We start from the raw sequence: 23,888 nt of genomic DNA, 5'->3' as shown, positions 1-23,888 counted from the left end.
TGGGATCAAACCTTTGCGCTGAGCTGCCCTCCACTGTAGATCGCCACCCAAGGGAGACCGGTTCATGAATCACGCTGCCACCGCTGTCGACACCCAATGCATCAACACCCTCCGCACCCTGGCCATGGACGCCGTGCAGAAGGCCAACTCCGGCCATCCGGGCACGCCCATGGGCCTGGCGCCGGTGGGGTATACGCTGTGGAGTCGATTCCTGCGCTATCACCCCGAGCACCCGGACTGGCCCAACCGCGACCGCTTTGTGCTGTCGGTGGGCCATGCGTCGATGCTGCTGTATTCGCTGCTGCACCTGGCCGGTGTGGTCGAGATCGACGCCCACGGCAAGCGCAGCGGCCAGCCGGCAATCAGCCTGGACGATATCAAGCAGTTCCGGCAGATGAGTTCCAAAACCCCAGGGCACCCCGAGTACCGCATGACCACTGGCGTGGAGACCACCACCGGCCCGCTCGGCCAGGGCTGCGCCAACAGCGTCGGCATGGCGATGGCCGAGCGCTGGCTGGCCAAGCGCTTCAACCGCGACGGTCAGGTGCTGTTCGATTACAACGTCTACACCCTGTGCGGCGACGGCGACATGATGGAAGGCATCAGCAGCGAAGCCGCGTCGATGGCCGGCCACTTGAAGCTGGATAACCTGTGCTGGATCTACGACAACAACACCATCAGCATCGAAGGCCATACGGAACTGGCGTTCAGCGAAGACGTGATCAAACGGTTCCAGGCCTATGGCTGGCACACCCTGCACGTCACCGATGCCAATGATTTGCAGGCATTGAGCGACGCATTGACCACCTTCCAGGCCAACACCGGCGCGCCGACCCTTATTGTGGTGGACAGCGTGATCGGCTACGGCTCGCCGCACAAACACAACACCGCAGCGGCCCACGGCGAGCCGTTGGGTGACGACGAAATTCGCCTGACCAAGGCGGCCTACGGATGGCCGGAAGATTCCAGCTTCCTGGTGCCCGAAGTCGCGCGTACGGTATTGCGTGACGCGCTGCATGAGCGTGCCGAGCCTTTGTTTGCGCAGTGGAACCAGACCCTGTCGCGCCTCGACCCGCAACTGGCCGATGAACTGCAGCGCATGCGCGCCGGTGAAATGCCCGCGCAGTGGCAGGCGCAACTGCCCGACTATGCGGCCGACGCCAAGGGCGTGGCCAGCCGCGCCGCCGGTGGCGAGGTGCTGAACGCCTTCGCCCAGCAGATTCCCTGGCTGCTCGGCGGTTCGGCGGATTTGTCGCCTTCGACCAAGACCAACCTCACCTTCGACGGCGCCGGGCGTTTCAGCGCCGATGACTACAGCGGGCGCAACCTGCACTTCGGCATCCGCGAACACGCCATGGGCGCGATTGCCAACGGTATGGCGCTGTCCTACCTGCGGCCGTACACCTCGACCTTCCTGGTGTTCAGCGACTACATGAAACCGCCGATCCGCCTGGCGGCGATCATGGAGCTGCCGGTGGTGTTCGTGTTTACCCATGACTCGATCGGCGTGGGCGAAGACGGCCCCACTCACCAGCCCATCGAGCACCTGACCCAACTGCGCGCCACACCGGGACTGCTGACCCTGCGCCCGGGCGATGCAAATGAAACCCTGGAAGTGTGGAAAGTGGCGCTGGCGCAAACCCATCGGCCCAGTTGTGTGGTGCTCTCGCGCCAGCCGCTGCCGACCCTGGACCGTACGAAGTACGCAGCCGCCAGCGGCGCGGCCAAGGGTGCCTATGTGCTGGCGGGTGCCGAGCAACCTCAAGTGCTGCTGTTGGCGACGGGCAGTGAAGTGAGCCTGGCGGTGGCGGCGTATGAACAGCTCAAGGGTGAAGGGATTGCCGCGCAGGTCGTCTCGATGCCCAGCTGGGAACTGTTCGAAGACCAGGACCAGGCCTACCGCGACAGCGTCTTGCCGCCCGCGGTGAAAGCCCGCGTGGTGGTGGAACAGGCCGGCCCGCTGGGCTGGGACCGCTATGTCGGGCAGACCGGCGCCAAAGTGGTGATGAACAGCTTCGGCGCCTCGGCCCCACTGGCCAAACTGCAGGAGAAGTTCGGCTTCACCGTGGAAAATGTGGTCAAGCAGGCCAAGCAGCAAATCCAGCTGAATCAACACTGATCCACCTGTGGGAGGGGCTTGCTCCCGATGGCGGTGTCACAGTCAACATCTGCATTGACTGACCCACCGCTATCGGGAGCAAGCCCCCTCTCACATTGGCCGAAGGTGGCCGCACAGGTTCGTGATCACCTGAGATTTACTCAAGAAGCCCAAACACACATCCAACTGACCCAACACTGCTCCCACAGGTGACCTTCCCTGGTTGTTAGACCCGCTCGCGCGCCAGAAACGGCGCGGTGCGGCTTTTCTTGCTCCTGGCGACCTTTTGCGGCGTGCCACAGGCAACCACGGTGCCGCCCTCATCGCCGGCCCCCGGCCCGATGTCGATCACCCAGTCACTCTGGGCCACTACGCGCATTTCATGCTCCACCACAACCACCGTGTGCCCTGCGTCCACCAGTTGATTGAGCTGGCTGAGCAAGCGGTCGACGTCGCGGGGATGCAATCCGGTGGTCGGCTCGTCGAGCACATACAAGGTCGCGCCCCGGGCATTGCGTTGCAGCTCGGTGGCGAGCTTGATGCGTTGCGCTTCGCCACCGGACAGCTCGGTCGCCGGCTGACCCAGGCGCAAGTAGCCCAAACCGATATCGCGCAGCACCTGCAGTGAACGCAGCACAGCAGGTTGCTCGGCGAACACCTCGACCGCCTGTTCCACCGTCAGCCCCAGCACCTGGGCGATGCTCAGGCCTTGCCATTTGATCGCCAGGGTCTCGGGGTTGTAGCGCGCACCGTGACAGGTCGGGCATGGCGCGTACACGCTGGGCATGAACAGCAACTCAACGCTGACAAACCCTTCACCCTCGCACTGCGGGCAACGGCCCTTGGCGACGTTGAACGAGAACTGCCCCGCGTCATACCCGCGCTTCGTGGCCGCCGGCGTGGCGGCAAACAGTTTGCGCACGTTGTCGAACAGCCCGGTGTAGGTTGCCAGATTGGAACGCGGCGTACGGCCGATGGGTTTCTGGTCCACCTGCACCAGCCGACGGATATGCTCGAGCCCGGAGCGGATGTGCCCGCCACTGGTTTGCGGGGCGTCGTCCTCCAGGCTGGGTTCTTCGTCATTGACCACCCGGCTGCCGAGGCCGCTGCCCACCAGGTCCAGCAGCGCCTGGCTGACCAGGCTGGATTTGCCCGAGCCGGAAATACCGGTCACCGCCGTGAAACAGCCCAACGGGAAATCCACCTTCACGTCATTGAGGTTGTTGCGCGTCACCCCTTCCAGCTGCAGCCACTGGGCGGGCTCACGGCGCGTCGAGGGCAACGCCTGCCCTTCGGCAAACAGGTACGCGCGGGTCTGCGAAGCCTGCACGTGCGCCAGCCCGGCCGGCGGGCCGCTGTACAGCACTTGCCCGCCGTGTTCGCCGGCGGCCGGGCCCACGTCGATCAGCCAGTCGGCGCGGCGCATGGTTTCCAGGTCATGCTCCACCACGAACAGCGAATTGCCGGCGGCTTTCAGGCGCTCGAGCGCGGTGAACAGCGCCTCGCCATCGGCCGGGTGCAAGCCCGCCGAGGGCTCGTCCAGCACATAGATCACGCCGAACAACTGCGAGCCCAATTGCGTGGCCAGGCGCAAACGCTGCAACTCGCCGGACGACAGGGTCGGCGTGCTGCGCTCCAGGGACAGGTAACCCAGGCCCAGGTCGATCAAGGTGCTGACCCGTTCGAGCAGGTCCTGGGCGATGCGTTGCGCGGCCAGGCGTTTCTCCACCGACAACTTCATGCGGTCCTGCCCTGCCGCCACCGGGCGCAACAGTTCGGCCAGTTGCGAAAGAGACAGCTGCGACAACTCGCCGATATCCACCCCGGCAAATTTCACCGACAGCGCCGCACGCGTCAGGCGCTTGCCCTCGCACAGCGGGCAGGCGCTGCCTTGCATGAACTGCGACACGCGCTTTTTCATCAGCGCGCTTTGGGTGTGACTGAAGGTGTGCAGGATATAGCGCCGCGCACCGCTGAATGTGCCCTGGTAACTCGGCTCCAGCTTGCGCTTCAACGCGTCGCGGGTCTGCGCCGGGGTGAAGCCGGCGTACACCGGCACCGTCGGGGTTTCTTCGGTGAAGAGGATCCAGTCACGCTGCTTTTTCGGCAGGTCGCGCCAGGGGATATCGACGTCATAGCCCAGGGTCACGAGGATGTCGCGCAGGTTCTGGCCCTGCCACGCCAACGGCCAGGCGGCCACCGCACGCTGGCGGATCGTCAATGAGGGATCGGGCACCATCAGCGCCTCGGTCACCTCATACACGCGGCCCAGGCCATGGCACTCCGGGCAGGCGCCCTGGGGCAGGTTCGGCGAAAAGTCCTCGGCATACAGCATCGCCTGGCCCGGCGGGTAGCTGCCGGCGCGCGAATACAGCATGCGGATCAGGCTCGACAAGGTGGTCACACTGCCCACCGAGGAACGCGCGCTCGGCGTGCCGCGCTGTTGTTGCAGGGCCACGGCCGGCGGCAGGCCTTCGATGGAGTCCACGTCCGGCACGCCGACCTGATCGATCAGGCGCCGCGCATAAGGCGCCACCGACTCGAAATAACGGCGCTGGGCCTCGGCATACACCGTGGAAAACGCCAGTGACGACTTGCCGGAACCTGACACGCCGGTAAACACCACCAGGGCATCCCGTGGAATATCCACGTCGACGTTGCGCAGGTTGTGTTCGCGGGCGCCGCGTACCCGGACGAAACCTGGGCGTTGGACGGAGATCGGGGGAATGCTGCGCGGTGAAGTCATTGGCAACCTTGTCGTGCGGTAAGCATGCTGCGCACCCGTAGCGTGAGGGCTTCGGGGCTGTAGGGCTTGCTCAGCAGATGAATGTCGGGGCTCAGCAGGTGGTTGCTGGAGAGAATGTCGCGGGTGTGGCCGGAGGTGAACAGCACCGGCACCGGCGGCTGTTGCTGGCGAGCCCAGTCGGCCAGGTCGGTACTTTTGACCCGGCCCGGCATCACCACGTCGGTAAAGATCAGTTCCGGTTGCAGGCCGGTTTGCAGCTTTTGCATGGCCTGGTCGCCGTCGTCGGCGGTGAGCACGGTGTAGCCCGACTGTTCGAGCACTTCCACCACGGTGAGGCGCACGCCTTCGTTATCCTCGACCACCAGGATGGTTTCCTGGCCGCCGACAGTCTCCACGGGCTCATCCACCGACTCCCCGCATTCCTCACCAAGGCTGCGCGGGAAATACAACTGCACCACGGTGCCCTTGCCTTCGGCGCTGCACACGTCGACATGCCCGCCGCTTTGGCGCACAAAGCCGAACACCATGCTCAAGCCCAGCCCGGTGCCGTGGCCGTCGCGCTTGGTGGTGAAGAACGGTTCGAACACCTTGGCCTGGATCGCCGGTGACATGCCCACCCCGGTGTCGCTCACCGACAGGCGCACGTACTCGCCGGGGCTGATGCTTTTGCCCACGCAATCCTTGGGATTGAGGATGATGTTTTCGCCACTGATGCGAATCACGCCTTCGCCTTTCATGGCGTCCCGCGCGTTGATCGCCAGATTGAGCAGGGCATTTTCCAACTGGTTGCGGTCGACGTGAATGCGCCACGGGTCGCGCGGCAGTTGCACATCGATATGGATGGTTTCACCCAGCGCACGCTGCAACAGCTCGCCGAGGCTTTCATAAATGCGCAAAGGGTTGTACACCGCCGGCGACAGCGGCTGACGACGGGCAAACGCGAGCAATTGCGAGGACAGCTTGGCGCCCCGCTCCACGGCGGCGATGGCCGCCGTGACACGGCGCTGTACCTGAGGGTTATCCGGCTCATGCCGGGCCAGCAGGTGCAGGTTGCCGGCGATCACTTGCAGCAGATTGTTGAAGTCGTGGGCCACGCCGCCGGTCAGGCCGCCGATGGCTTCGAGTTTCTGCGACTGGCGCAACTGTTCCTCCGCGGTCGAACGCGCCTGCACTTCGGCGGCGACGCGCTGCTCAAGGTTGTGGGTGAGCTCCTGGCGCACCCGCTCGGACTTCACCAGTTCGGTGGTCTCCACCACAATCGCCAACACCCCGGCCGGTTGCTGGTTGTCGCCGGCAACCGGGCTGTAATAAAGGTCGAGCCACAGGGTTTCGGGCCTGCCGTGACGCGACAGCACCAGTTCCTTGTTGTTGAACGACAGGGTGCCGCCGGCCAGGCAGGTGTCCACCACATGCCGGTTGAACTCGGCCACTTCCGGCCAGCCCTGCTCCACCGGCGTGCCCAGCAGGTAGGGATGGCGCCCGCCGGCGAACACCGAATAGCTGTCGTTGTAGATCATGTAACCCGCCCGCCCCCACAGCATCACCATCGGCACGGGAGATGCGAGCATCATCTGCACCGTGCAAGCCAGACTGGTCGACCATTCGTCGAGCGGCCCCAGGTCGGTGTTCGACCAGTCGAACGCGCGAATGCGTTGGGCCATTTCACCGGCCCAGCCTTCACAGTCATGTGGGTTGGATAAAAATTGCATGGTTGGGCTCTGCACAAAGAGGACGTTTGCAAGGTTTGGAGCACGCCAGTTGTAGATGGTTTCATCCGGACTTATTTAGGGCGCAAACACTATGCAATCAACGGCTTCAATGGAAATCCCGGCTGCGCACATGGATGCCGTCCAGCAGCGGCGTGAGGTCGGTGAGACGCCCGGCGATCAGGTGCCGCACTTCGCCCACCGCCTCCCAACGCCCATCCACCTTGAGCAGGCGCGAACCCACCAGGGCCTGGCGCTGGCGCTCGGCGAGGTCGCGCCAGACCACCACATTGAGGTTGCCGAATTCATCTTCCAGGGTGACGAAGGTCACGCCGCTGGCAGTGCCGGGCCTTTGCCGCCCCGTGACCAGCCCCGCCACACTGACGTTGCGCCCATGTTCCACCGTCGCCAGCTCGCGGGAGCTGCGACAACGCCGCTTGCGCAACTCCCCGCGCAGCAAGGCCAGCGGGTGCGGGCCCAGGGTGGTGCCGAGGGTGGCGTAGTCGGCGTGCAGGTCTTCGCCCAACGTTGGCGCGGGCAACGCCACCGGGGTTGCGTCGGCGCCGGGCAGGCCGGCAAACAGCCCCAGCTGTTTATGCACCCCGGCCACGTCCCAGCGCGCCTGGTGCCGGTTGCCGGCCAGCGCACGTAATGCACCGGCATCGGCCAGCAGGGCCTGGGCACGCGAATCCAGCCCGGCCCGCTCGTCGAGGTCGGCAATGTCGCCGAACACACGACGCCCGCGCGCGGCCTCGATGCGCCGCGCGTCGTCTTCGCGAAACCCCGAGATCATGCGCAGCCCCAGGCGAATCGCCGGTTGCTGGCCGTCGATGGGCTCCAGGCTGCAATCCCAGTCACTGGCGAGCACGTCCACCGGGCGGATCTGCAGGCGATGGCGGCGTGCGTCCTGCAGGATCTGGTCCGGGCTGTAGAAACCCATGGGCCAACTGTTGATCAGCGCACAGGCGAACGCCGCCGGCTCATGGCACTTGAGCCAGCAACTGGCGTAGGTCAGCAGGGCAAAGCTGGCCGCGTGGGACTCGGGAAAACCATAGCTGCCAAAGCCCTTGATCTGCTCGAAGATCTGCGCGGCAAAGGCTTCGGTGTAGCCGTTTTTCATCATGCCGGTGCGCAGGCGTTCCTGATGGGGCTCCAGCCCGCCATGGCGTTTCCAGGCAGCCATGGAACGGCGCAACTGGTCGGCCTCGCCGGGGCTGTAGTCGGCGGCGACCATGGCGATCTGCATCACCTGTTCCTGGAACAGCGGGATGCCCAGGGTGCGTTCCAGCACCTCTTTTAAGGCAGGCGACGGATAAGTCGTGGGTTCTTCTTTATTACGCCGACGCAGATACGGATGCACCATGCCGCCCTGAATCGGCCCGGGCCGTACGATGGCGACTTCAATCACCAGGTCGTAAAACGTCTGCGGCTTGAGCCTGGGCAACATCGACATCTGCGCCCGCGACTCGATCTGGAACACACCGATGGTGTCGGCCTTGCTGATCATCGCGTAGGTGGCCGGGTCTTCCTTGGGGATCGACGCCAGCGTCAGGTCCTGGTTGCGGTGGCGGCGCAGCAGGTCGAAGCAGCGGCGGATCGCGCTGAGCATGCCCAGGGCGAGGATATCCACCTTGAGCAGGCCCACGGCGTCGAGGTCGTCCTTGTCCCACTGGATGATGGTGCGCTCGGCCATGGCCGCGTTTTCCACCGGCACCAGGGTGTCCAGCGGGTGTTCGGAAATCACGAAGCCGCCGGGGTGCTGGGACAGGTGCCGGGGGAAGCCGATCAACTGTTGGGTCAGCGTGAGCACCCGGCGCAGGATCGGGCTGTCCGGGTCGAAGCCGCTTTCACGCAGGCGTGCCAGCGGTGGCGCATCATCACTCCAGCGCCCGCAGCACTCGGCCAGCGCGTTGATCTGGTCGGCGGGCAAGCCCAGGGCCTTGGCCACATCGCGCACTGCGCCGGCCGCGTGATAACTGCTGACCACCGCCGTCAACGCCGCGCGGGCACGCCCGTAGCGTTGGAACACGTATTGCAGCACCTCCTCGCGGCGTTCGTGCTCGAAGTCGACGTCTATGTCCGGCGGTTCGTTGCGCTCCCTGGACAGGAAGCGCTCGAACAGCAGCCGGGTCAGGCTCGGGTCGATTTCGGTGATGCCCAGGGCAAAGCACACCGCCGAATTGGCCGCGGAGCCGCGCCCCTGGCACAGGATCGAACGGCTGCGGGCGAAACGTACGATGTCGTGCACCGTGAGGAAGTAGCTTTCGTAGCCCAGCTCGCTGATCAGCGCCAGCTCGATGTTGATCTGCTCCAGGGTGCCGGCCTCGACGCCCTGGGGCCAGCGCCGGGCGATGCCTTCTTCGGTGAGGGTACGCAGCCAGCTCTTGGCGCTGTGGCCGTCGGGCACCAGCTCGCGCGGATAGTGGTAGCGCAACTGGCCGAGGTCGAAGGTGCAGCGGCGGGCGATGGCCAGGGTTTCGTCGAGCAAGGCCTGGGGGTACAGCGCGGCCAGGGCCTCGCGGCTGCGCAGGTGGCGTTCGCCATTGGGGTGCAGGCGCGTGCCGGCTTCGGCCACCGGTACGTGATGGCGGATGGCGGTCATGGTGTCTTGCAGGGCCCGGCGACCGCGCGCATGCATGTGCACATCGCCACAGGCCACCGCCGGGATGTGCAGGCTGGCGGCCAGTTGCAGGCGCTGCTCCAGATGGCGCGCATCGTCCTGGCCGCAGTGCAGGTGCACCGCCAGCCACAGGCCGTCGACAAAGGTGCGGCGCAGCCATTGGATATCGGCCTGGGTATTGCCGTCTTCGGCCACCCACAGCGCCAGCAGGCCGGAAAACGGTGTGTCGAAGTCCTCCCGCAGCAGGCGATAACGGCCCTTTTCGGCACGCCGCCGGGCCAGGGTGATCAGCCGGCACAGGTGCTGGTAACCGATGAGGTCCTGCACCAGCAACACCAGTCTCGGGCCGTTTTCGATGCGCATCTCGCTGCCGATGATCAGCGGCACCTCCACCGCCTTCGCCGCCTGCCAGGCCCGCACGATGCCCGACAAGGTGCACTCATCGGTGATCGCCAGCGCGCGGTAACCCTGTTGTTTGGCACGCTCGAACAACTCCAGCGCACTTGAGGCGCCGCGCTGGAAGCTGAAGTTGGACAGGCAGTGCAGTTCGGCGTAGTTCATGCAAACCAGCCTTGCAGCCATAACCCGTCGCTTTGCCCCACGCTGCGGTAGGCCCAGCCCTGCTGACCGGCGCGGGTCTGGATCAGGTAGTAGTCGCGGCGGATGTCGGCGCCGTCCCACCAGCCGGATTCGATGCGTTCCGGGCCCATCAGAATCTGCACCCCCTGCTCGGCCAGCAGGGTTGGTTCGCGCAGCAGCCAGCCGGGGCGTTGCACCTTGTTCAGGGGTGGGCAGGGGTGTTTGTCGACCACCGCCTGCCAGGCACATTCGGGGCGGTGATCGGCATGAAAACGCAGGCCCTGCACCGCCTCATCCCCCAGGCGCGCGCGCAGGCGTTCGCGCAACTGTTCCCACGGCAGGGTTTGTTGCGGGCGGTCGTCGAACAGGTCCTGGCGCTGGGGCACGAACAACGGCAGGTCCTCGGCCACCAGGCGAAAGCCGCGTACCGGCGCGGTAACCTGCACCTGCTCAAGCCGCCCGCGAGCCAGCTCGAACAGCATCGCCGGTTCGCGCTCGGCGCTGAGCAGGCCGACCTTGATCACGCTGTCCGGCGCCTGGGCGTGTTCCAGGTGCAGGTCGAACCGTTGCACGCCGCTGTCGCGACCGCAGAGGAAGGCTGATAGATCGCCGGTCAGGCGGCGCAAGGGAAACAGCAGCGCCTGGTGGGAGTGCACGTCGAAATTCAATTCGATACGCGCATCGAACTGGTCTGGCGGCTGATAGAAGGCCAGGGCCAGGGGGCGCTGCCCGGTCAATGTATCCAGGTGCTGCAGCAGCCCGGCGTCAAAGCGCCGCGCCAGGGTATGCCGGGGCAGCGCCTGCACCTGCGCCAGCGTGCGCAGGCCCATGCGCGACAAGGCGGTGGCGGCCTGCGGGTTCAGGCCTGCACGGTCGATGGGCAGCGGCGCCAGGGCGTGCAGCAAGGCGCTGTCATCGGCCACGGCCAGGCCATCGTAGAGGTTCGCCAGCACCCGCGCCGCCGCCGGGTTGGGGGCGGCGACGATGCGGTGGCGAAACCCCAGTTCGGTGAGTTCCTTGCGCAAGCGCGCCTCGAACTGCGGCCAGGGCCCGAACAGGCCCAGGCTCGACTCGATCTCGAACAGCAGCGCACGCGGATAAAACACACTGACCTGGGAACTGAAACGGTAGGCCCAGGCCGCGAGAAACTGTTGCCAGTGTTCGATTTGAACCGGGTCGTACTCGGCGCTGGCAAAGGTTTTGCTCAGCGCATGGGCGGCCGTCAGCGACTGACCGGGGCGCAAGCCCAAGGCGCGCGCGGCGGCATTGGCCGTTTGCACGACGCGGCGCTGCGGCGTACCCGCCAGCAGCACCAGCGGTTGGTCCGGCTCGGGATGCAGACGCTGCACCCCGTCCAGCGCCAATTGCGGGAAGACAATACACACCCAGCGCATGGCAACCTCAGTGCCCGGCCAGCGCAATCGGCGCCGGATGGGCCAGCCCGCCCCGGCACTTGAGCACGCGCACCTGCGCAGGCCGCGCCTCGACCGCCAGACGCAGAGCCGCCGGCGACGCATTGACCGCCTCGCCCAATGCGCGCCAGGCAAACGCCAGGGTCTGCCCGGTTTCCGCCGCCACCTGCAGGCGGCGCAAGGCGCGGTCATCGGCCTTGCGCGGCCAGCACAGCACCGCGCCGCAACTGCCGGAACGCAGGCACTGTTCCGCCGCCCACAGCGCGTCGCGTTCCTCGGCCCGGATGACGGCGAGCTGGCGCAGGTCCACCCCGGCGTTGTGCCAGGCATGGGCGTACGGCGTGTAAGGCGGCGCCACCAGCACGATGCGCTCCCCCGCCGCCGACAGGCGCGCCAGGGTCGGCAGCACCAGTTGCAATTCGCCTACGCCCTCCGTGGCCATCAGGATTTCGCTGAGGGCTGACTCCGGCCAGCCACCGCTGGGCAGCACCGCATCCAGCGCCGCCAGCCCCGTGGGGTGCACGCTGGCCGGTGGCGCGGCGGGCCGGCCTTTCCACACGCGGCCGCCATTGAACAGCGTGTCCAGCGCAATGACGGCGCCCATCAACCCTGCCTCACCAGGCCGCAGAACACCCCTTCGATGGCCAGGTCCTGATCAGGCCCCACCACGATGGGCTGATACGCAGGGTTGCGCGGCAGCAGGCGCACGCTGTCGCCATGGCGCTCGAGCCGCTTGATGGTGACTTCGCCATCCAGGCGCGCCACCACGATCTGCCCGTTTACGGCCTCGGCACTGCGGCGCACGCCCACCAGATCACCGTCGAGAATGCCGTCTTCGATCATCGAATCGCCCTGCACCCGCAGCAGGTAATCCGGAGTTTTGGCGAACGTGGTCGGGTCCAGTTGCAGGCGGCTGTGCACCTCGGCATCGGCACCGATGGGCAGCCCGGCGGCCACGCGACCGAGCACCGGAACATCCAGCCAGTCGGGCCGCGCCGGCTGATTGAGCAGGCGAATGCCACGGGCCTGGTTGGGGTTGACCTCGATAAAACCGGCTTCAGTCAGCGCCAGCACATGCTTGCGTGCCACGCTGCGCGAGGCAAAGCCGAACGCCTCGGCGATCTCGGCGAGGCTGGGGGGCTGCCCTTGCTGCGCGATGCGATCGCGGATAAAGGTCAGAATGGCGGTACGGCGTGGGGTTAGAGTCGTCATGGAGTACATTTGTACTCCTTCGGGAAATTTCTGACAATAGCCGGTAGTCGGGAGTGTTCACTGAAGCCAGGCGCACCAATAGCCCCTACTGACAGCCCAAATCATCGCAAGTCGATAGGGCCATCCGGTCCAGCGTTTGAGTGATAGCGGAACGGCGGATAACTCTGCCTCAGTCATAAAACTTTTTTCACGGCGTCAGTTGGATCACATCAGATTTGAATGTCGAACCACCAAAACCAGACGCACCAAACGATGGTTGCGCCCCCCCAGATATAAGTAAGGTAAAAGGGCCACAACACCCAACGCCTGAGTGACAAAGGAATGGACTTCAGTTCGGCCTCCGTCACCAACCCCGCTTCCAAATGGCATTTGGAATCGGACAAAAACTCATAAATCTGCAACATGCGATAAAACCTGTCGATCGGCTGGTTTCTTCCCCAAAAGCGTTTAGTGTCGCGAACCTTTTCATTTTGGCTGAAGCAGCTTTCCAGACTGTCGAGTTTTACGTATTCGGCAAATAGTCGCAGCCCCAGGGTAACAAGGCCTCCAAAAAACCAGACGACGGTGTAGACGAGAAAGAATGACAATTGTCAGGCCCCTTCAGGGTCGAATATCAAGTCTCCATCAACCTCGATGATCTCCCACCCAAAAAAGCACCGCCAGCACCGCCAGCATTTCCGCCTGCGCTGCCTCCCGCTGCACCTCCAATGACCCCACACGCAAGTAATCCATTTCCTTTCAAATAAACGCCCAGATACAAGCGACAAGCACTACGAGCTACATCAGCAGCTAATTTTGCCCCAATGGCAGCTCCCGTCACCCCGCCCACAAACCTGCCCGCCTCCACATATTTCGCTCGTCTGCACTGCGCTTCCTTACTCGTCATAAAGGCTTCCTTGATCTCCAAACCTGTGACGCCAACATCCAACAGCAATCCTGCATATGTCCCTTTGCCCAACCACTTCGACGTCTGCGTTATCGCCTTGATTCTTTGCGCATACCCTGCAATTTCATTCTTGTGCAGATAACTTTTAGTCGACAATCCGAGCACTTTCTTCAACGATTGATTGCCTTGCAATCCCGTCCCGAAACGCGCCGCTCCTTGCAACTGCGCATCCAATCGACCAAACAGCATCTGCCGCTGCCGAACAAATCCATCCCTGTCCAACCCGCCACTCTTCAACCGTTGATGCAAATGTTCGATTTCTCCCAGTGTTCGCCCCACTTCATCCAGATGCCGCCCCCAGCCAGACGCTGCGCTTCCCACACCAATCGAGCCATACGCAAGAAAACTCTGCAGCAAATCATAATTGCCGATCACCACCGCGCCGGCCGACGTATTCAGCTCCAGGCTGCGACGAACCTGTTCAGCATGCCGCATCAACCAGGCCTCCTCGCCGGAACAGCTCACGCTGCCAGCATCGGGAATAATCACCAATTGCCCCGGTGCCACAAGACCGGGGCGCAGGTGTCGATTCAGTACGTCGAAATGATCAGAGCGCTGTCGATTCAGGCCGCCGCCCATCAAGCGCGATTTCAAACTCTCGTAGTCCGTTGTGCGGTCATTGATGTAGCTCTGCGCCATGCCTTACATCCGGGATGCAATGAAACTGGCGTCGAAATATAAGCAGGGAAGCACGGCCTGGACACAAGTCCGGGAGGGGTCCATCACATTTGGGAAGCTGCCTACACAGCAGAGAATTTGCGCTTACAGAAAGCGGCCCGACCTACCGTCAAACCTTTACCACTTTTACTTTGGCGAGCGGGCCTGTCGTGGCGAGCGGGCTTGCCCCGCGTTGGGGTGCGAAGCAGCCCCAGAACCAGGCTCTGAGTAGTGTCAGGTACACCGCGTTTTTCTTGATTGGGGGCGCTTCGCACCCCAACGCGGGGCAAGCCCGCTCGCCACAACAGACCCCCTCCCACATTTGAACAGGTGTACATCCACAACCACGTCTAATACCCGGTCATCTCCAGATACCCCACCCCACCCTCAAACTCCACCGGCCCTTCCCAGTACGGAATATTCAAATCCATCCAGGCCTTGGGGTTGACGGCTTGAGTCGTGATATCCAAGCCCTTGCCGGGAATCTTCAGCGACCAGCGCGTGGGAATACGGCGCCCGTCAATCTCGGTGGTGGCCAATGGCGTGAGCTGGATATCGGCGTTGTGCAAGGTCTGCGTCCCCCCTTGCGGATCAATCCAGGTACCCGTCAGGTAGCCCGAACCGTCCTTCTGCCGCACACGAAACAGCATCAACTGCTCGCCCCTGTCCAGGTGCAGCGAAAACCAGTCCCAGCCCGTCTGGCTGGCGGCCAGGGGTTGGCTGCTCCACTCCCGATCCAGCCAGGCCGGCCCGGTCACCTGATACACCTTGCCATCCAGGCTGATACTGCCGCTGGCCGTAAAAAACGGCTGACTGTAGTAATACGACGCCTGGCCCTGATCCGATTTACGGCTGTAGCCACGGTCACCTTGCAGCACCAGTGGGCGGCTGGAGGTCAAGCGCAAATCGTAGGCAAACTGCGCGCCGCCGGCCTTGAGTTGCATGTCTGTCAAGGGGCTGGCCGCGCCGGGACGGCTGGCAAAATTCCACTCGTCGATCCAGGCAGCAAACGGCTCCGCCTGGGCGCCGGCCTGGCCGACACCGCCACGGGCGTAGCGCTCGGCAGCGTAGTGGCGGGTGGCAGAAGTGACGGCCGCGTGGCCCAGCCAGACGGTGGAATCGCGCCAACCGGCCTGCGCGGGGCCCGCCTGCAAGGCGTTGCGAAACAGCGTCCACTGCACGCCAAACACATTGCCCTGGGCGTCCTTCAAGTTGGCGGTGACGTACCACCATTCAATGCGAAAGCCTGGATGCGCACCGTGGTCTGCGGGAAACGTAAACACCTTGCCTGGCACCACCTGGGCAAAATCCGCGGCATCGCTGCCAAGGCCGGCAAAGCTTTCTTCGGGGGCGGGGGCTTTGTCGCACGCACTCAACAGCAGCAACGCACACCACAACCAGGCTTTAATTTTCATGGGCGAAGGTCCTCAGCAGATCCGCCGGGCGGCTGCGGTACAGCTGCCACAGCGGCCAGGCGGAGGCCAGCAGCGTGGCGAGCATCGCCAGGCCCAGCAGTTGCGCCAGCTGCCACGGAAATACCTGCAACGGCAGGCGCCAGCCAAAGGCCTGCACGTTGATCACCGCGTCCAGGCACCACGCCAGCAGCAGGCCCAGAGGCAAGGCCAGCACCAGGGTCAGCACCGCCAGCAGCCAGGTCTGGCCCAGGTTGAGCAGCATCAGTTGTCGGCGCGTCACCCCCAGCGCCCACAACGGCGCGAGTTGGCCGAGGCGGCTTTGGCTCTGGGTCAACAGGCTGATGAACAGCGCCACGCCGGCGACGCCGAGGGTGAGGCTGTTGAGCGCGGCCGTGGCGGCAAACGTGCGTTCGAACACCTGGCTCGACCAGCCTTTGAGCTGCTGTTGATCGACAATGCGGCTGTCCTCCAGGGCAAAGGTGCGCTGCACGGCCTGGATCAGCGACGGTACCTGTTGCGGCAACACCCGCAGGTTGAAGCGCACCGGTGACAGCCCTGGCCAGTGCGCCAACAGGTGCTGTGAATCGACCAGCAGATGGCCCTTGGGGTTGCCGTAGTCAGCGTAAATCCCGACCACCGAAGGCGACCAGTTTCCCTGCGCGGTGGGCACGCTGAGCGTATCGCCCAATCGCACTTTCAAGCGCCGCGCCAATTGTTCACTGAGCATCACCGTATCGCCTTGATGCAGGCGGTCCCAGGGTTGGCCGACGGCTTCCAGCAACGGCCAGTGCTGACGGTAGGTGGGGTCGTCGACCACGCCGAACACGTCCGCCGGCCAACCCTGTAATTGCACGCTGACCTGCCAGGCGGGCAGCACCGCCTGCACCTGCGGTTGGCGGGCCAGCCAGGTGTGCATCTGCTCGGCCTGCGCCGGGTTTTGCGGGTTGAGGTAGAGCTCGGCGGTAAGGCGCTGTTCCAGCCAGTTATCGAAGGTGTGGCGAAAGCCCGAGGTCATGGAGCCCGCGCCGATATTGGCAGCCAGCGCCAACAGCAGCGCCATCAGCGCCAGGCTCAGGGCCGGCAGTTGCTGACGGCAATCGGCGAGAAACCACTGTCCCAACACCGAACGGCTGCGCCCCAGCACGCCTTTGAGCAGCGCATTGAGCAACACCGGCAAGCCCAGCGCCGCGCCCAGCAACAGTGCGGCCATCAGCACAAACCCGGCGGCCAGGCTGTTGCCCAGCCACAGCGCCAGCAGCGCAATCAGCAGCGCCGCTCCCGCCACCCAACCCTGGCGCCGCAACCAGCGGCCATGGGCCTCATGCCAGGCCTGGGCATTGGCCAGCGCCAGCAGCGGCAAGCGTGCCGCGCGCCACAGGCTGCCGGCGCCGGCGAGCAGCGCGCCGAGCAGGCTCAAGCCGAGCCCGGCTACCCACCAGCCCGGGCTGAGGCTCAATTGGCCCGGCACCTCGGCGCCGTACAGGCCGCGTATGCTGGCAGCCACATCCGGCAGCAACAGGCTGGCCAGCAAGTACCCGCTGGCCACGCCCAGCACGCCGCCGAGCAACGCCAGCACGCCCAGCTCCACGCCCAGGCTGAGGATCAGCAGGCGCGCGCTGACCCCGCACGCGCGCAAGGTGCGCAGCAGGCTGCGTCGTTGCTCCAGGGCCAGGCCGATGGCGGCGTGGACGATAAACAACCCGACCACAAAGGACAGAAAACCCAGGGCATCCAGGTTCAGGTGAAAGCTTTCGGTGAGGCGCGCGAGGTTGTTGTCTTCGCCCTGCTTGAGCTGCAAGCCGGCCGGCGGCGTGGGATGGGTGGCGGCGAAGGTTTTGTCCAGCAGCAGGCGCGACAATTGCCCGGGCATGCCCAGCAAGGGTTGGGCAAAGCCAATGTCCATCAGCAGCAGCCCGGGGGCCATGTCCGGCTGGGCCTGCAAAGGCGGCAGGGCTTGCCCGCTGGTGGTATGCGCTTGCTCGCCCTCGCTCAGGCCCAGCGCGTGCAGGGTCTGCGGCGAAATCCAGGTGCGCCCCGGCGCGGCAAAAAACGCGAGCATCTGCGCCTGGCTCAAGCGCTGCCCTGCCACCGCGCCACTGCCGGGCAGGGACAGCGGTTCGATGCCCATCAACTGCAGGCGCTGGTCTTCATGCCCCTTGAGCAACACGCGCCCCTGCACCACCGGCGACACCGGCCAGCCGGCGCGACGCAACTGGGCAAACAGCGCCTCGGGGAAAGCGGCCGCATCCGGCGCACTCAGGCTGGCTTGCGGCTCACCGCCGATCAACTGGCCGGCGCGTGCGTAGCTATCCCGCGCTTGACTGTTGAGGGCTTGCACACCGGTGAGCAACGCCGTGGCGAGCCACAAGCCGGTGAGCACACTGAAAAACTGCACGGGGTGACGCCGCCAGTGGCTGAGCAGCGCGCGCAACGCCCAATAAAATACCCTCATCTCAAGAGGCAACGGCGGGCACGACCAGCCCGCGATGCAGCACCACCTGGCGGTCGAGCCGCGCCGCGATGCGCGGGCTGTGGGTGACCATCAACAGGCTGGTGGGGCTGTCGCGCAGCAGGTCCAGCAGCAGTTGCAGCACGTCATCGCTGGTGGCTTCATCGAGATTGCCGGTGGGTTCATCCGCCAGCAGCAGGCCCGGCCGTGACGCCAGCGCACGGCCCACCGCCACCCGCTGCTGCTGACCGCCGGAGAGTTGCTCGGGATAGCGCTTGAGCAAGTCGCCCAGGCCCAGGCGCTCGACCAACTGCGCCTGCCACTGCGGATCAAAACGCCCGGCCAGGCGCGCCTGGAAGGCCAGGTTATCGTCGACGCGCAAACTGCCGATCAGGTTGAACTGCTGGAACACCAGGCCGATTTCGCTGCGCCGCCACTGCGCCAGTTGCGCCTCGCCCAGTTGGTCCAGGCGCTGCTCGCCCACCTGGATACTGCCGGCGTCCACACGGTCGAGCCCGGCCACCAGATGCAGCAGCGTGCTCTTGCCGCTGCCCGACTCCCCCATCAGCGCCAGGCTGCTGCGCTCGCCCAACTGCAGGTCGACGCCGGCCAGCACCGCCAGCGGCCCCTGGGGGGTGGTGTAGCTCTTGCGCACGCCGTGCACCTGCAACATAAACACGCTCACTTGGAAAACTGAAAACGAGAATAACGGCTGATGGCGCCAAGTACGCAAATTTTTCACATGGATTTCACCACCTGCCCACCCCTGTCACTTTAAATTGCCGGCGCATTACTGATGAATCGGCAACTTGTTAGTTATTCAGTGCGACAACTTTTAACCGCAGGATGTTCAGCCAAAAGACAGCCACCCTGTGACAGCCTCTTTATCCCACTGCGGGCCTCCGTTAATGCATTGCGCCTACTTGAATATTAATAAATACGGCCATGGTGAATGATGTGGTTGACCTCACGCTGACCAAACCGCGCACGCGCCGACGCTTTATCAAGCGCTGGCGAACGTGGCGGATGAGCCTTGCCGTCGTAAGCCTGATGCTTGCGGGCTGGCTGTTGTGGCCTGCGACACCCCGCGACCTGGGTGTGGGCAAGCGCCTGCTGACTGCGCACCTGCTGCCTGCCTGGCGGGAAGGCGAACTGATCGTGCTGGTGCGCCATGAAGAGCGCTGTGATCGCTCGAAAAACCCCTGCCTCGGCCCGTCCGACGGCCTCACCGTCGTCGGCCACCAACATGCCGAGGCGCTGGGCAAAGCCTTCAACGTATTGGGCATGACGCGCACCGACGTGCTCGCCAGCCCCGCCACTCGCACGGCCCAGACGGCCCATGCAATGTTCGGCAACGTCCAATTGACGGCCGATCCGCAGGCCATCTGCGGCGAGGCGATCGGCGAACAGCTGCTGCAGCACAAACACCCCGGGCGCAACCTGATCTTCGTCACTCACAGTGGCTGCATCGCCGACTTCGAAAAAGCCCTGGGCTACCCCCACGCGGCGTTTCCCCAATACGGCAGTGCGCTGTTCATACGGGCAAGGGCCGACGGCAGGTTCGACACCCTGGGACTGGTCAATGGTCCGGCATGGACGGCTGTTTTGAAAAACCTCTGAACACACTTTTTTACATATCCAGCATTACCTATTCAGCAAAATGACAGGCCTGTTCTGGCATGTTGAGCCGCGCCCGTTAATTAACGGCGCCCCACATAACTCGACCCAGTTAGTGAACATTTTGAGTCTTGCTCTTATTACTTATATAGCCCCCCACTCCGTCATTAAGTGTCAAGGCGCCGCGCGCTCATGACCCGACTAAAACCTCTGCCCTTACTGTTGCTGGCAATCGCCGCATTTTACCTGCTGCCCCTTGGCCTGCATGGCCTGTGGGTGCCCGACGAAACCCGCTACGCCCAGATCAGCCAGGAAATGCTCACCAGCGGCAACTGGGTATCCCCGCATTTCATGGGTTTGCGCTACTTCGAAAAACCTGCCGGCGGCTACTGGTTGATCGCCCTCGGTCAGGCGGTGTTCGGCCAGAACCTGTTCGGCGTGCGGATTGCCTCGGCACTCACCACCGCCCTGAGTGTATTGCTGGCCTACCTGATCGCCCGCCGCCTGTGGAACGATCCGCGCAAAAGCTACGCCTGCGCCCTGCTCTACCTGAGCTTCGGCCTGGTGGCCGGGCAAGCCGGGTACTCCAACCTCGATCCGCAATTCACGCTCTGGGTCAATCTCAGTCTGGTGGCGCTGTGGTTCGCCCTCGACAGCCGCACGCCACGGGCCCGACTCGGCGCCTGGGCGCTGCTCGGGGTGGCTTGCGCCATGGGCTTCATGACCAAAGGGTTCCTGGCCTGGCTGCTGCCGGTGCTGATCGCGGTGCCCTACTTGTTGTGGCAACGCAGGCTGGGTGAATTGCTGCGCTATGGCCCACTGGCCGTGGGCGTTGCCTTGCTGCTGTGCCTGCCCTGGGCCTGGGCGATTCATGTGCAGGAACCGGATTACTGGCGCTTCTTTTTCTGGCACGAACACATCCGCCGATTTGCCGCCGATGATGCACAGCATGCGCGGGCGTGGTGGTTCTTCCTGCCGATCATGGTGGTGGCGTGCCTGCCCTGGGCCGGGTTGCTGCCCAGCACACTGCTCAAAAGCTGGCGGGAAAAACGCCAGCCGGCCATCGTGTTCCTTTCCCTCTGGCTGTGGCTGCCGCTGGCGTTTTTCAGCCTGAGCCGGGGCAAGCTGCCAACCTACATCATGCCGTGCCTGTTGCCGCTGGCCCTGTTGATGGGGCATGCGCTGATCGACCTGGTTCACCAGCACAAGCCACGCGCCATCCGCCTCAACGGCGTGATCAATCTGATCGTCGGCCTGCTCGCGATGGTGGCCTTGATCTACCTGCAAATCGACCGCCCGCTGTACGGCAACAGCCATGCCGAGATGTTCAGCCTGTCGCTGGCATTTATCGTGCTGCTGGGCTGGATCCTTGCCAACCTGCTGCAGGCCTTCCGCCCGCTGACCCTGTGGGCGACACCGGCGCTGGGCATCGGCCTGCTGGTGGTGTTGCTGCCGGTGGGCATGCCGGCGCAGATCGCCAACAGCGAAATGCCCGACCAGTTCGTGCTCGAACACCTGGACGAACTGCAGCAGACCCAGGCGCTGTTGAGCAATCAACTGGAATCGGCCTCCGCGCTGGCCTGGCGACTGAACCGCGCGGACGTCACGCTTTACAACACCGAAGGCGAACTGCGCTACGGCCTGACGTATGCGGATGCAGCGCACCGCAAGGTCAACCTGGACACTGTCCAGGCCTGGCTCGCCGAGGCGCGCAAGCACGGCTCGGTCGGCGTGCTGCTGCGCGTCAGAAGCACCAGCGAACACCGTGAAGAGGGGCAACTGCCACCCGGTGGCAAGCGCTACCGCAAGGGCGACCTGGTCATTACCCTCTACCCGCAATCCCCTTAGGAATACCCATGAGTTTCTGCAAGACCGAACGCGGCGCACTGCTGTTGCTGCTGGGCGTATCAGCCCTGCTCCTGCTGCTGGGCCTGGGCAGCCGCGACCTGTGGGGACCGGAAACACGCTGGGCGAATATCGCCCTGCAGATGCTGCAAAGCGGCGACTACTTCGACCCTTATCTCAAGGGCGCACCCTACTATGACAAACCCCTGCCCTCCTACTGGCTGATCACCGGCTTTGCCAACCTGATGGGCGGCCTGGGCCCGTGGTCGCTGCGCCTGTCGTCGGTGATCGCCGCGTGGCTGAGCATCTGGCTGGTGTACCTGATCGGCGAGCGCCTGTTTCGCAAGGGCACCGGGCTGATTGCCGGCTGGATGCTGGCCACCACGTTCTATTTTCTGTTCTGGGCGCGGGTGGCCACGGCGGATGTGCTCACCGTGTGCGGCGTGCTGGCCGCCGTGTGGTGGTACTGGCGCGGGCCGGACGACACCCGGCTGGGGCGCTACACAGTATTTTTCCTGCTGCTGGCGGCGACCTCATTGTTCAAGGGGTTGATCGGCTTCGTACTGCCGGGCCTGGTGCTGTTACCGCACCTGCTCAGCGAACAGCGCTACAAACGCCACTTCAACCTGCGCCTGCTGCTGGCCGTGATTATCGCCGGCGCGTTCTACGCGATTCCCTTCGTACTGTCCCATCTCTATGGCGCCCCCACCTATGGCGAAAGCGGCCTGGAGCTGGTGTTCAAGGAAAACGTAGTGCGCTTCTTCGACCCCTTCGACCATATGGGGCCGATCTACACCTACCTGATCTACCTGCCGGCGTACACCCTGCCCTGGGCACCCTGCTGGATGCTCGGCCTGTGGCTGGCGCTGCGCCACTGGCGCGAAACGCCGCCCAATGTGCGCTGGCTGGTGTGGGGCCTGGGCCTGTTGTTCGTGTTCTTTACCGCCAGCGGCAGCCGACGCAGCTACTACGTACTGCCCCTGGTGCCTTTTGCCCAGCTGCTGGCAGCGTGGTGGTTGAGTGAACGCCTGGCGAAAAACCCCGCCGGTTGGCCGCGCTGGCAAAAGGGTTTTGGCTGCGCTGCGGGCTTGATGCTGCTGGTGATCGGCGGCGTGTATCCCTGGACCAACGGCAATGGCGGCGTGACGCAGTTTGTCGAGGATGTGAAAGCACAGGCGGTGAAAACAGCACCTTGGGATCAGTGGCAGATGGTGCTGGTGGAAGTCGACAACAAGCTGCCGATGTACCTGAACAATGGCGGCAAGCCGTTCTACTACGTCAGCGAAACCCAAAACTTCCCGCGCCAGGGCGACAGCGCCGCGTTCATGGCCTGGCTGGAGAAAACCAGCGGCCAGGAATTTGATCCACAGCACACCATCATCATCGCGCAGTTCTCCAAAGACGACCCGACGCCGCTGGCGTTTCTGGGGGCGGATCACCAGGTGATCGTTACCCAGCCGGATAATGGGGAGCGGTTGTTTCACAAGCGTGAGGGTGGGAGTGTGGGGTTTCTTCCAGTGAGTAAATGAAGCGACCCGGTGCTTACAGACACTGAATACCCAGTGTGGAAGGCTCCGCCAAATCTTCGACTTAGCGCTGTCGCGCAGCAAACTGGAGACGATTCGACTCGCTCGCGAAGGTGATTTTTCGGTGTACCTATCCGTTTCTGCGGTGACGGCGAATTAGGGTTCCGCCCTTACGGCGGGTCACTTTGGAGAAGCCCCAAAGGGCGCCTCAGATCAAAATCAAGAGCGCGGCGGCCTGAGAGCCGACCGGTAATGCTCTGCGCAGCGTCAGGTAAACCGCGTTCTGTCGAATTGGGGGCGCTTCGCACCCCAGCGCGGGGCAAGCCCGCTCGCCACAAAAGCCCGCTCGTCAGAGAGGTTCCGGTTTGCTGCGCGACAGCGCTAACCGAATCTCCCACATTGACCGCAATCTATAGGGGCGTTGGTTAATGGGATTTGGTCATGGTTTGTTAAGGGCCAGCAAGGCGCGTCCCTTTTAATTGCAGGACGTTTCCTAGACAATCTCTGCCGCCTTGCGCCTGTTGGAGTCGGTGGCTAGTCTGCGGCCCGTCACTGCCAATTCAGTGATCGGGTTTAGTCGCCCGGATCTCATATGGCGCATGGTCCCCCGTGATGTTTTATGGTGGCTGTGCGTATGGGCACCTTCGGGTGCGCCGGTTTGCCATGTGGCCGGTCGACTAACCTGCGTACAGCCACCGCCCATCGTTTAGTCGCGAAGAGTGTCGGCTCCAAACCATGTGGAGTTACACCATGAACAAAGCCCTACCCGATCCACCCCACGATCGCAGCGCCTTCCACCGCGCCATTGACCGTCACTCACCCACAAAAGACTTCCATTGCGTCAATGAAGACCTGAGCTTCGAAGATGCCCTGCTCTTCACCGCCAGCTTGCTGGACAGCGCCTCGGTGACGGCACTCGATTGCAGTGAGCACCTGGAGAGCCCCGAACGGGCGAAGATTCTGGCGGTGTGGCATTTGCTGGAGATTGCCAGGACCACGGTGGATCGCTCTATCCACTGCATGAACAACCCAAAAACCACTGCCTGAACGCGCGAAAAAA

Annotated in this window: 15 protein-coding genes and 1 pseudogene; 5 read left to right on the top strand and 11 right to left on the bottom strand. The window is 64.0% G+C overall.

What is annotated here, in order from left to right; translation table 11 throughout:
* Nucleotides 1-64 precede the first annotated feature (64 nt).
* Nucleotides 65-2,119, top strand: coding sequence for a transketolase (tkt, locus tag LUB09_RS15305; RefSeq protein WP_231422956.1), 2,055 nt, complete (start codon nucleotides 65-67; stop codon nucleotides 2,117-2,119).
* A gap of 205 nt (nucleotides 2,120-2,324) precedes the next feature.
* Here tkt and uvrA read toward each other — a convergent pair whose 3' ends face one another.
* The 11 genes and pseudogenes from uvrA to LUB09_RS15250 all read right to left on the bottom strand — a co-directional run bounded on the left by uvrA (nucleotide 2,325) and on the right by LUB09_RS15250 (nucleotide 18,513).
* Nucleotides 2,325-4,844, bottom strand: coding sequence for an excinuclease ABC subunit UvrA (gene uvrA / locus LUB09_RS15300; RefSeq protein ID WP_231422955.1), 2,520 nt, complete (start codon nucleotides 4,842-4,844; stop codon nucleotides 2,325-2,327).
* The gene (locus tag LUB09_RS15295) at nucleotides 4,841-6,553 is read right to left on the bottom strand and encodes an ATP-binding protein (RefSeq protein WP_209982725.1); all 1,713 of its coding nucleotides are present in this window, start codon (nucleotides 6,551-6,553) and stop codon (nucleotides 4,841-4,843) included. The genes uvrA and LUB09_RS15295 overlap by 4 nt, the downstream gene beginning before the upstream one ends.
* Before the next feature lie 106 nt (nucleotides 6,554-6,659).
* Nucleotides 6,660-9,752 (bottom strand): error-prone DNA polymerase, encoded by a 3,093-nt coding sequence (locus tag LUB09_RS15290; protein ID WP_231422954.1) that lies wholly within the window; start codon nucleotides 9,750-9,752, stop codon nucleotides 6,660-6,662.
* Nucleotides 9,728-11,143, bottom strand: coding sequence for a Y-family DNA polymerase (locus tag LUB09_RS15285; RefSeq protein ID WP_209982729.1), 1,416 nt, complete (start codon nucleotides 11,141-11,143; stop codon nucleotides 9,728-9,730). The genes LUB09_RS15290 and LUB09_RS15285 overlap by 25 nt, the downstream gene beginning before the upstream one ends.
* 7 nt (nucleotides 11,144-11,150) lie before the next feature.
* Nucleotides 11,151-11,765, bottom strand: a complete 615-nt coding sequence (imuA, locus tag LUB09_RS15280; RefSeq protein ID WP_231422953.1) for a translesion DNA synthesis-associated protein ImuA — start codon at nucleotides 11,763-11,765, stop codon at nucleotides 11,151-11,153.
* Complete coding sequence (gene lexA, locus LUB09_RS15275) at nucleotides 11,765-12,382, bottom strand: transcriptional repressor LexA (protein WP_231422952.1); 618 nt, start codon at nucleotides 12,380-12,382, stop codon at nucleotides 11,765-11,767. The genes imuA and lexA overlap by 1 nt, the downstream gene beginning before the upstream one ends.
* 200 nt (nucleotides 12,383-12,582) lie before the next feature.
* The gene (locus LUB09_RS15270) at nucleotides 12,583-12,960 is read right to left on the bottom strand and encodes a hypothetical protein (protein WP_231422951.1); all 378 of its coding nucleotides are present in this window, start codon (nucleotides 12,958-12,960) and stop codon (nucleotides 12,583-12,585) included.
* 3 nt (nucleotides 12,961-12,963) lie between these two features.
* Nucleotides 12,964-13,958: pseudogene (locus tag LUB09_RS15265) on the bottom strand (hypothetical protein).
* A gap of 368 nt (nucleotides 13,959-14,326) precedes the next feature.
* Nucleotides 14,327-15,391 (bottom strand): lipocalin-like domain-containing protein, encoded by a 1,065-nt coding sequence (locus tag LUB09_RS15260; protein WP_231422950.1) that lies wholly within the window; start codon nucleotides 15,389-15,391, stop codon nucleotides 14,327-14,329.
* Nucleotides 15,381-17,843 carry an ABC transporter permease gene (locus LUB09_RS15255; protein ID WP_231422949.1) on the bottom strand — a complete coding sequence of 821 codons (2,463 nt, stop codon included), beginning with the start codon at nucleotides 17,841-17,843 and terminating at the stop codon, nucleotides 15,381-15,383. The genes LUB09_RS15260 and LUB09_RS15255 overlap by 11 nt, the downstream gene beginning before the upstream one ends.
* A gap of 1 nt (nucleotide 17,844) precedes the next feature.
* Entirely contained in the window at nucleotides 17,845-18,513 is a 669-nt protein-coding gene (locus tag LUB09_RS15250) for an ABC transporter ATP-binding protein (RefSeq protein ID WP_209982741.1), read from the bottom strand.
* A gap of 272 nt (nucleotides 18,514-18,785) precedes the next feature.
* Between LUB09_RS15250 and LUB09_RS15245 the strand changes: the two genes are divergently transcribed.
* The 4 genes from LUB09_RS15245 to LUB09_RS15230 all read left to right on the top strand — a co-directional run bounded on the left by LUB09_RS15245 (nucleotide 18,786) and on the right by LUB09_RS15230 (nucleotide 23,875).
* Complete coding sequence (locus LUB09_RS15245) at nucleotides 18,786-19,460, top strand: histidine phosphatase family protein (RefSeq protein WP_209982743.1); 675 nt, start codon at nucleotides 18,786-18,788, stop codon at nucleotides 19,458-19,460.
* Between the two features lie 189 nt (nucleotides 19,461-19,649).
* On the top strand, nucleotides 19,650-21,305 hold the full coding sequence (gene arnT / locus LUB09_RS15240) for a lipid IV(A) 4-amino-4-deoxy-L-arabinosyltransferase (RefSeq protein WP_231422948.1): 1,656 nt from the start codon (nucleotides 19,650-19,652) through the stop codon (nucleotides 21,303-21,305).
* Between the two features lie 8 nt (nucleotides 21,306-21,313).
* A complete protein-coding gene (locus LUB09_RS15235; RefSeq protein WP_231422947.1) occupies nucleotides 21,314-22,831 on the top strand; it encodes an ArnT family glycosyltransferase in 1,518 nt (505 codons plus the stop codon).
* A gap of 747 nt (nucleotides 22,832-23,578) precedes the next feature.
* Nucleotides 23,579-23,875 (top strand): DUF6124 family protein, encoded by a 297-nt coding sequence (locus LUB09_RS15230; protein WP_209982750.1) that lies wholly within the window; start codon nucleotides 23,579-23,581, stop codon nucleotides 23,873-23,875.
* Nucleotides 23,876-23,888: the final 13 nt, after the last annotated feature.

The sequence above is a fragment of the Pseudomonas sp. Leaf59 genome (assembly GCF_920984685.1).
In the GTDB taxonomy this organism is placed as follows: Bacteria; Pseudomonadota; Gammaproteobacteria; order Pseudomonadales; family Pseudomonadaceae; genus Aquipseudomonas.
The sequence above is the reverse complement of the archived record's forward strand: the minus strand, read 5'-3'. Positions and strand labels throughout refer to the sequence as shown.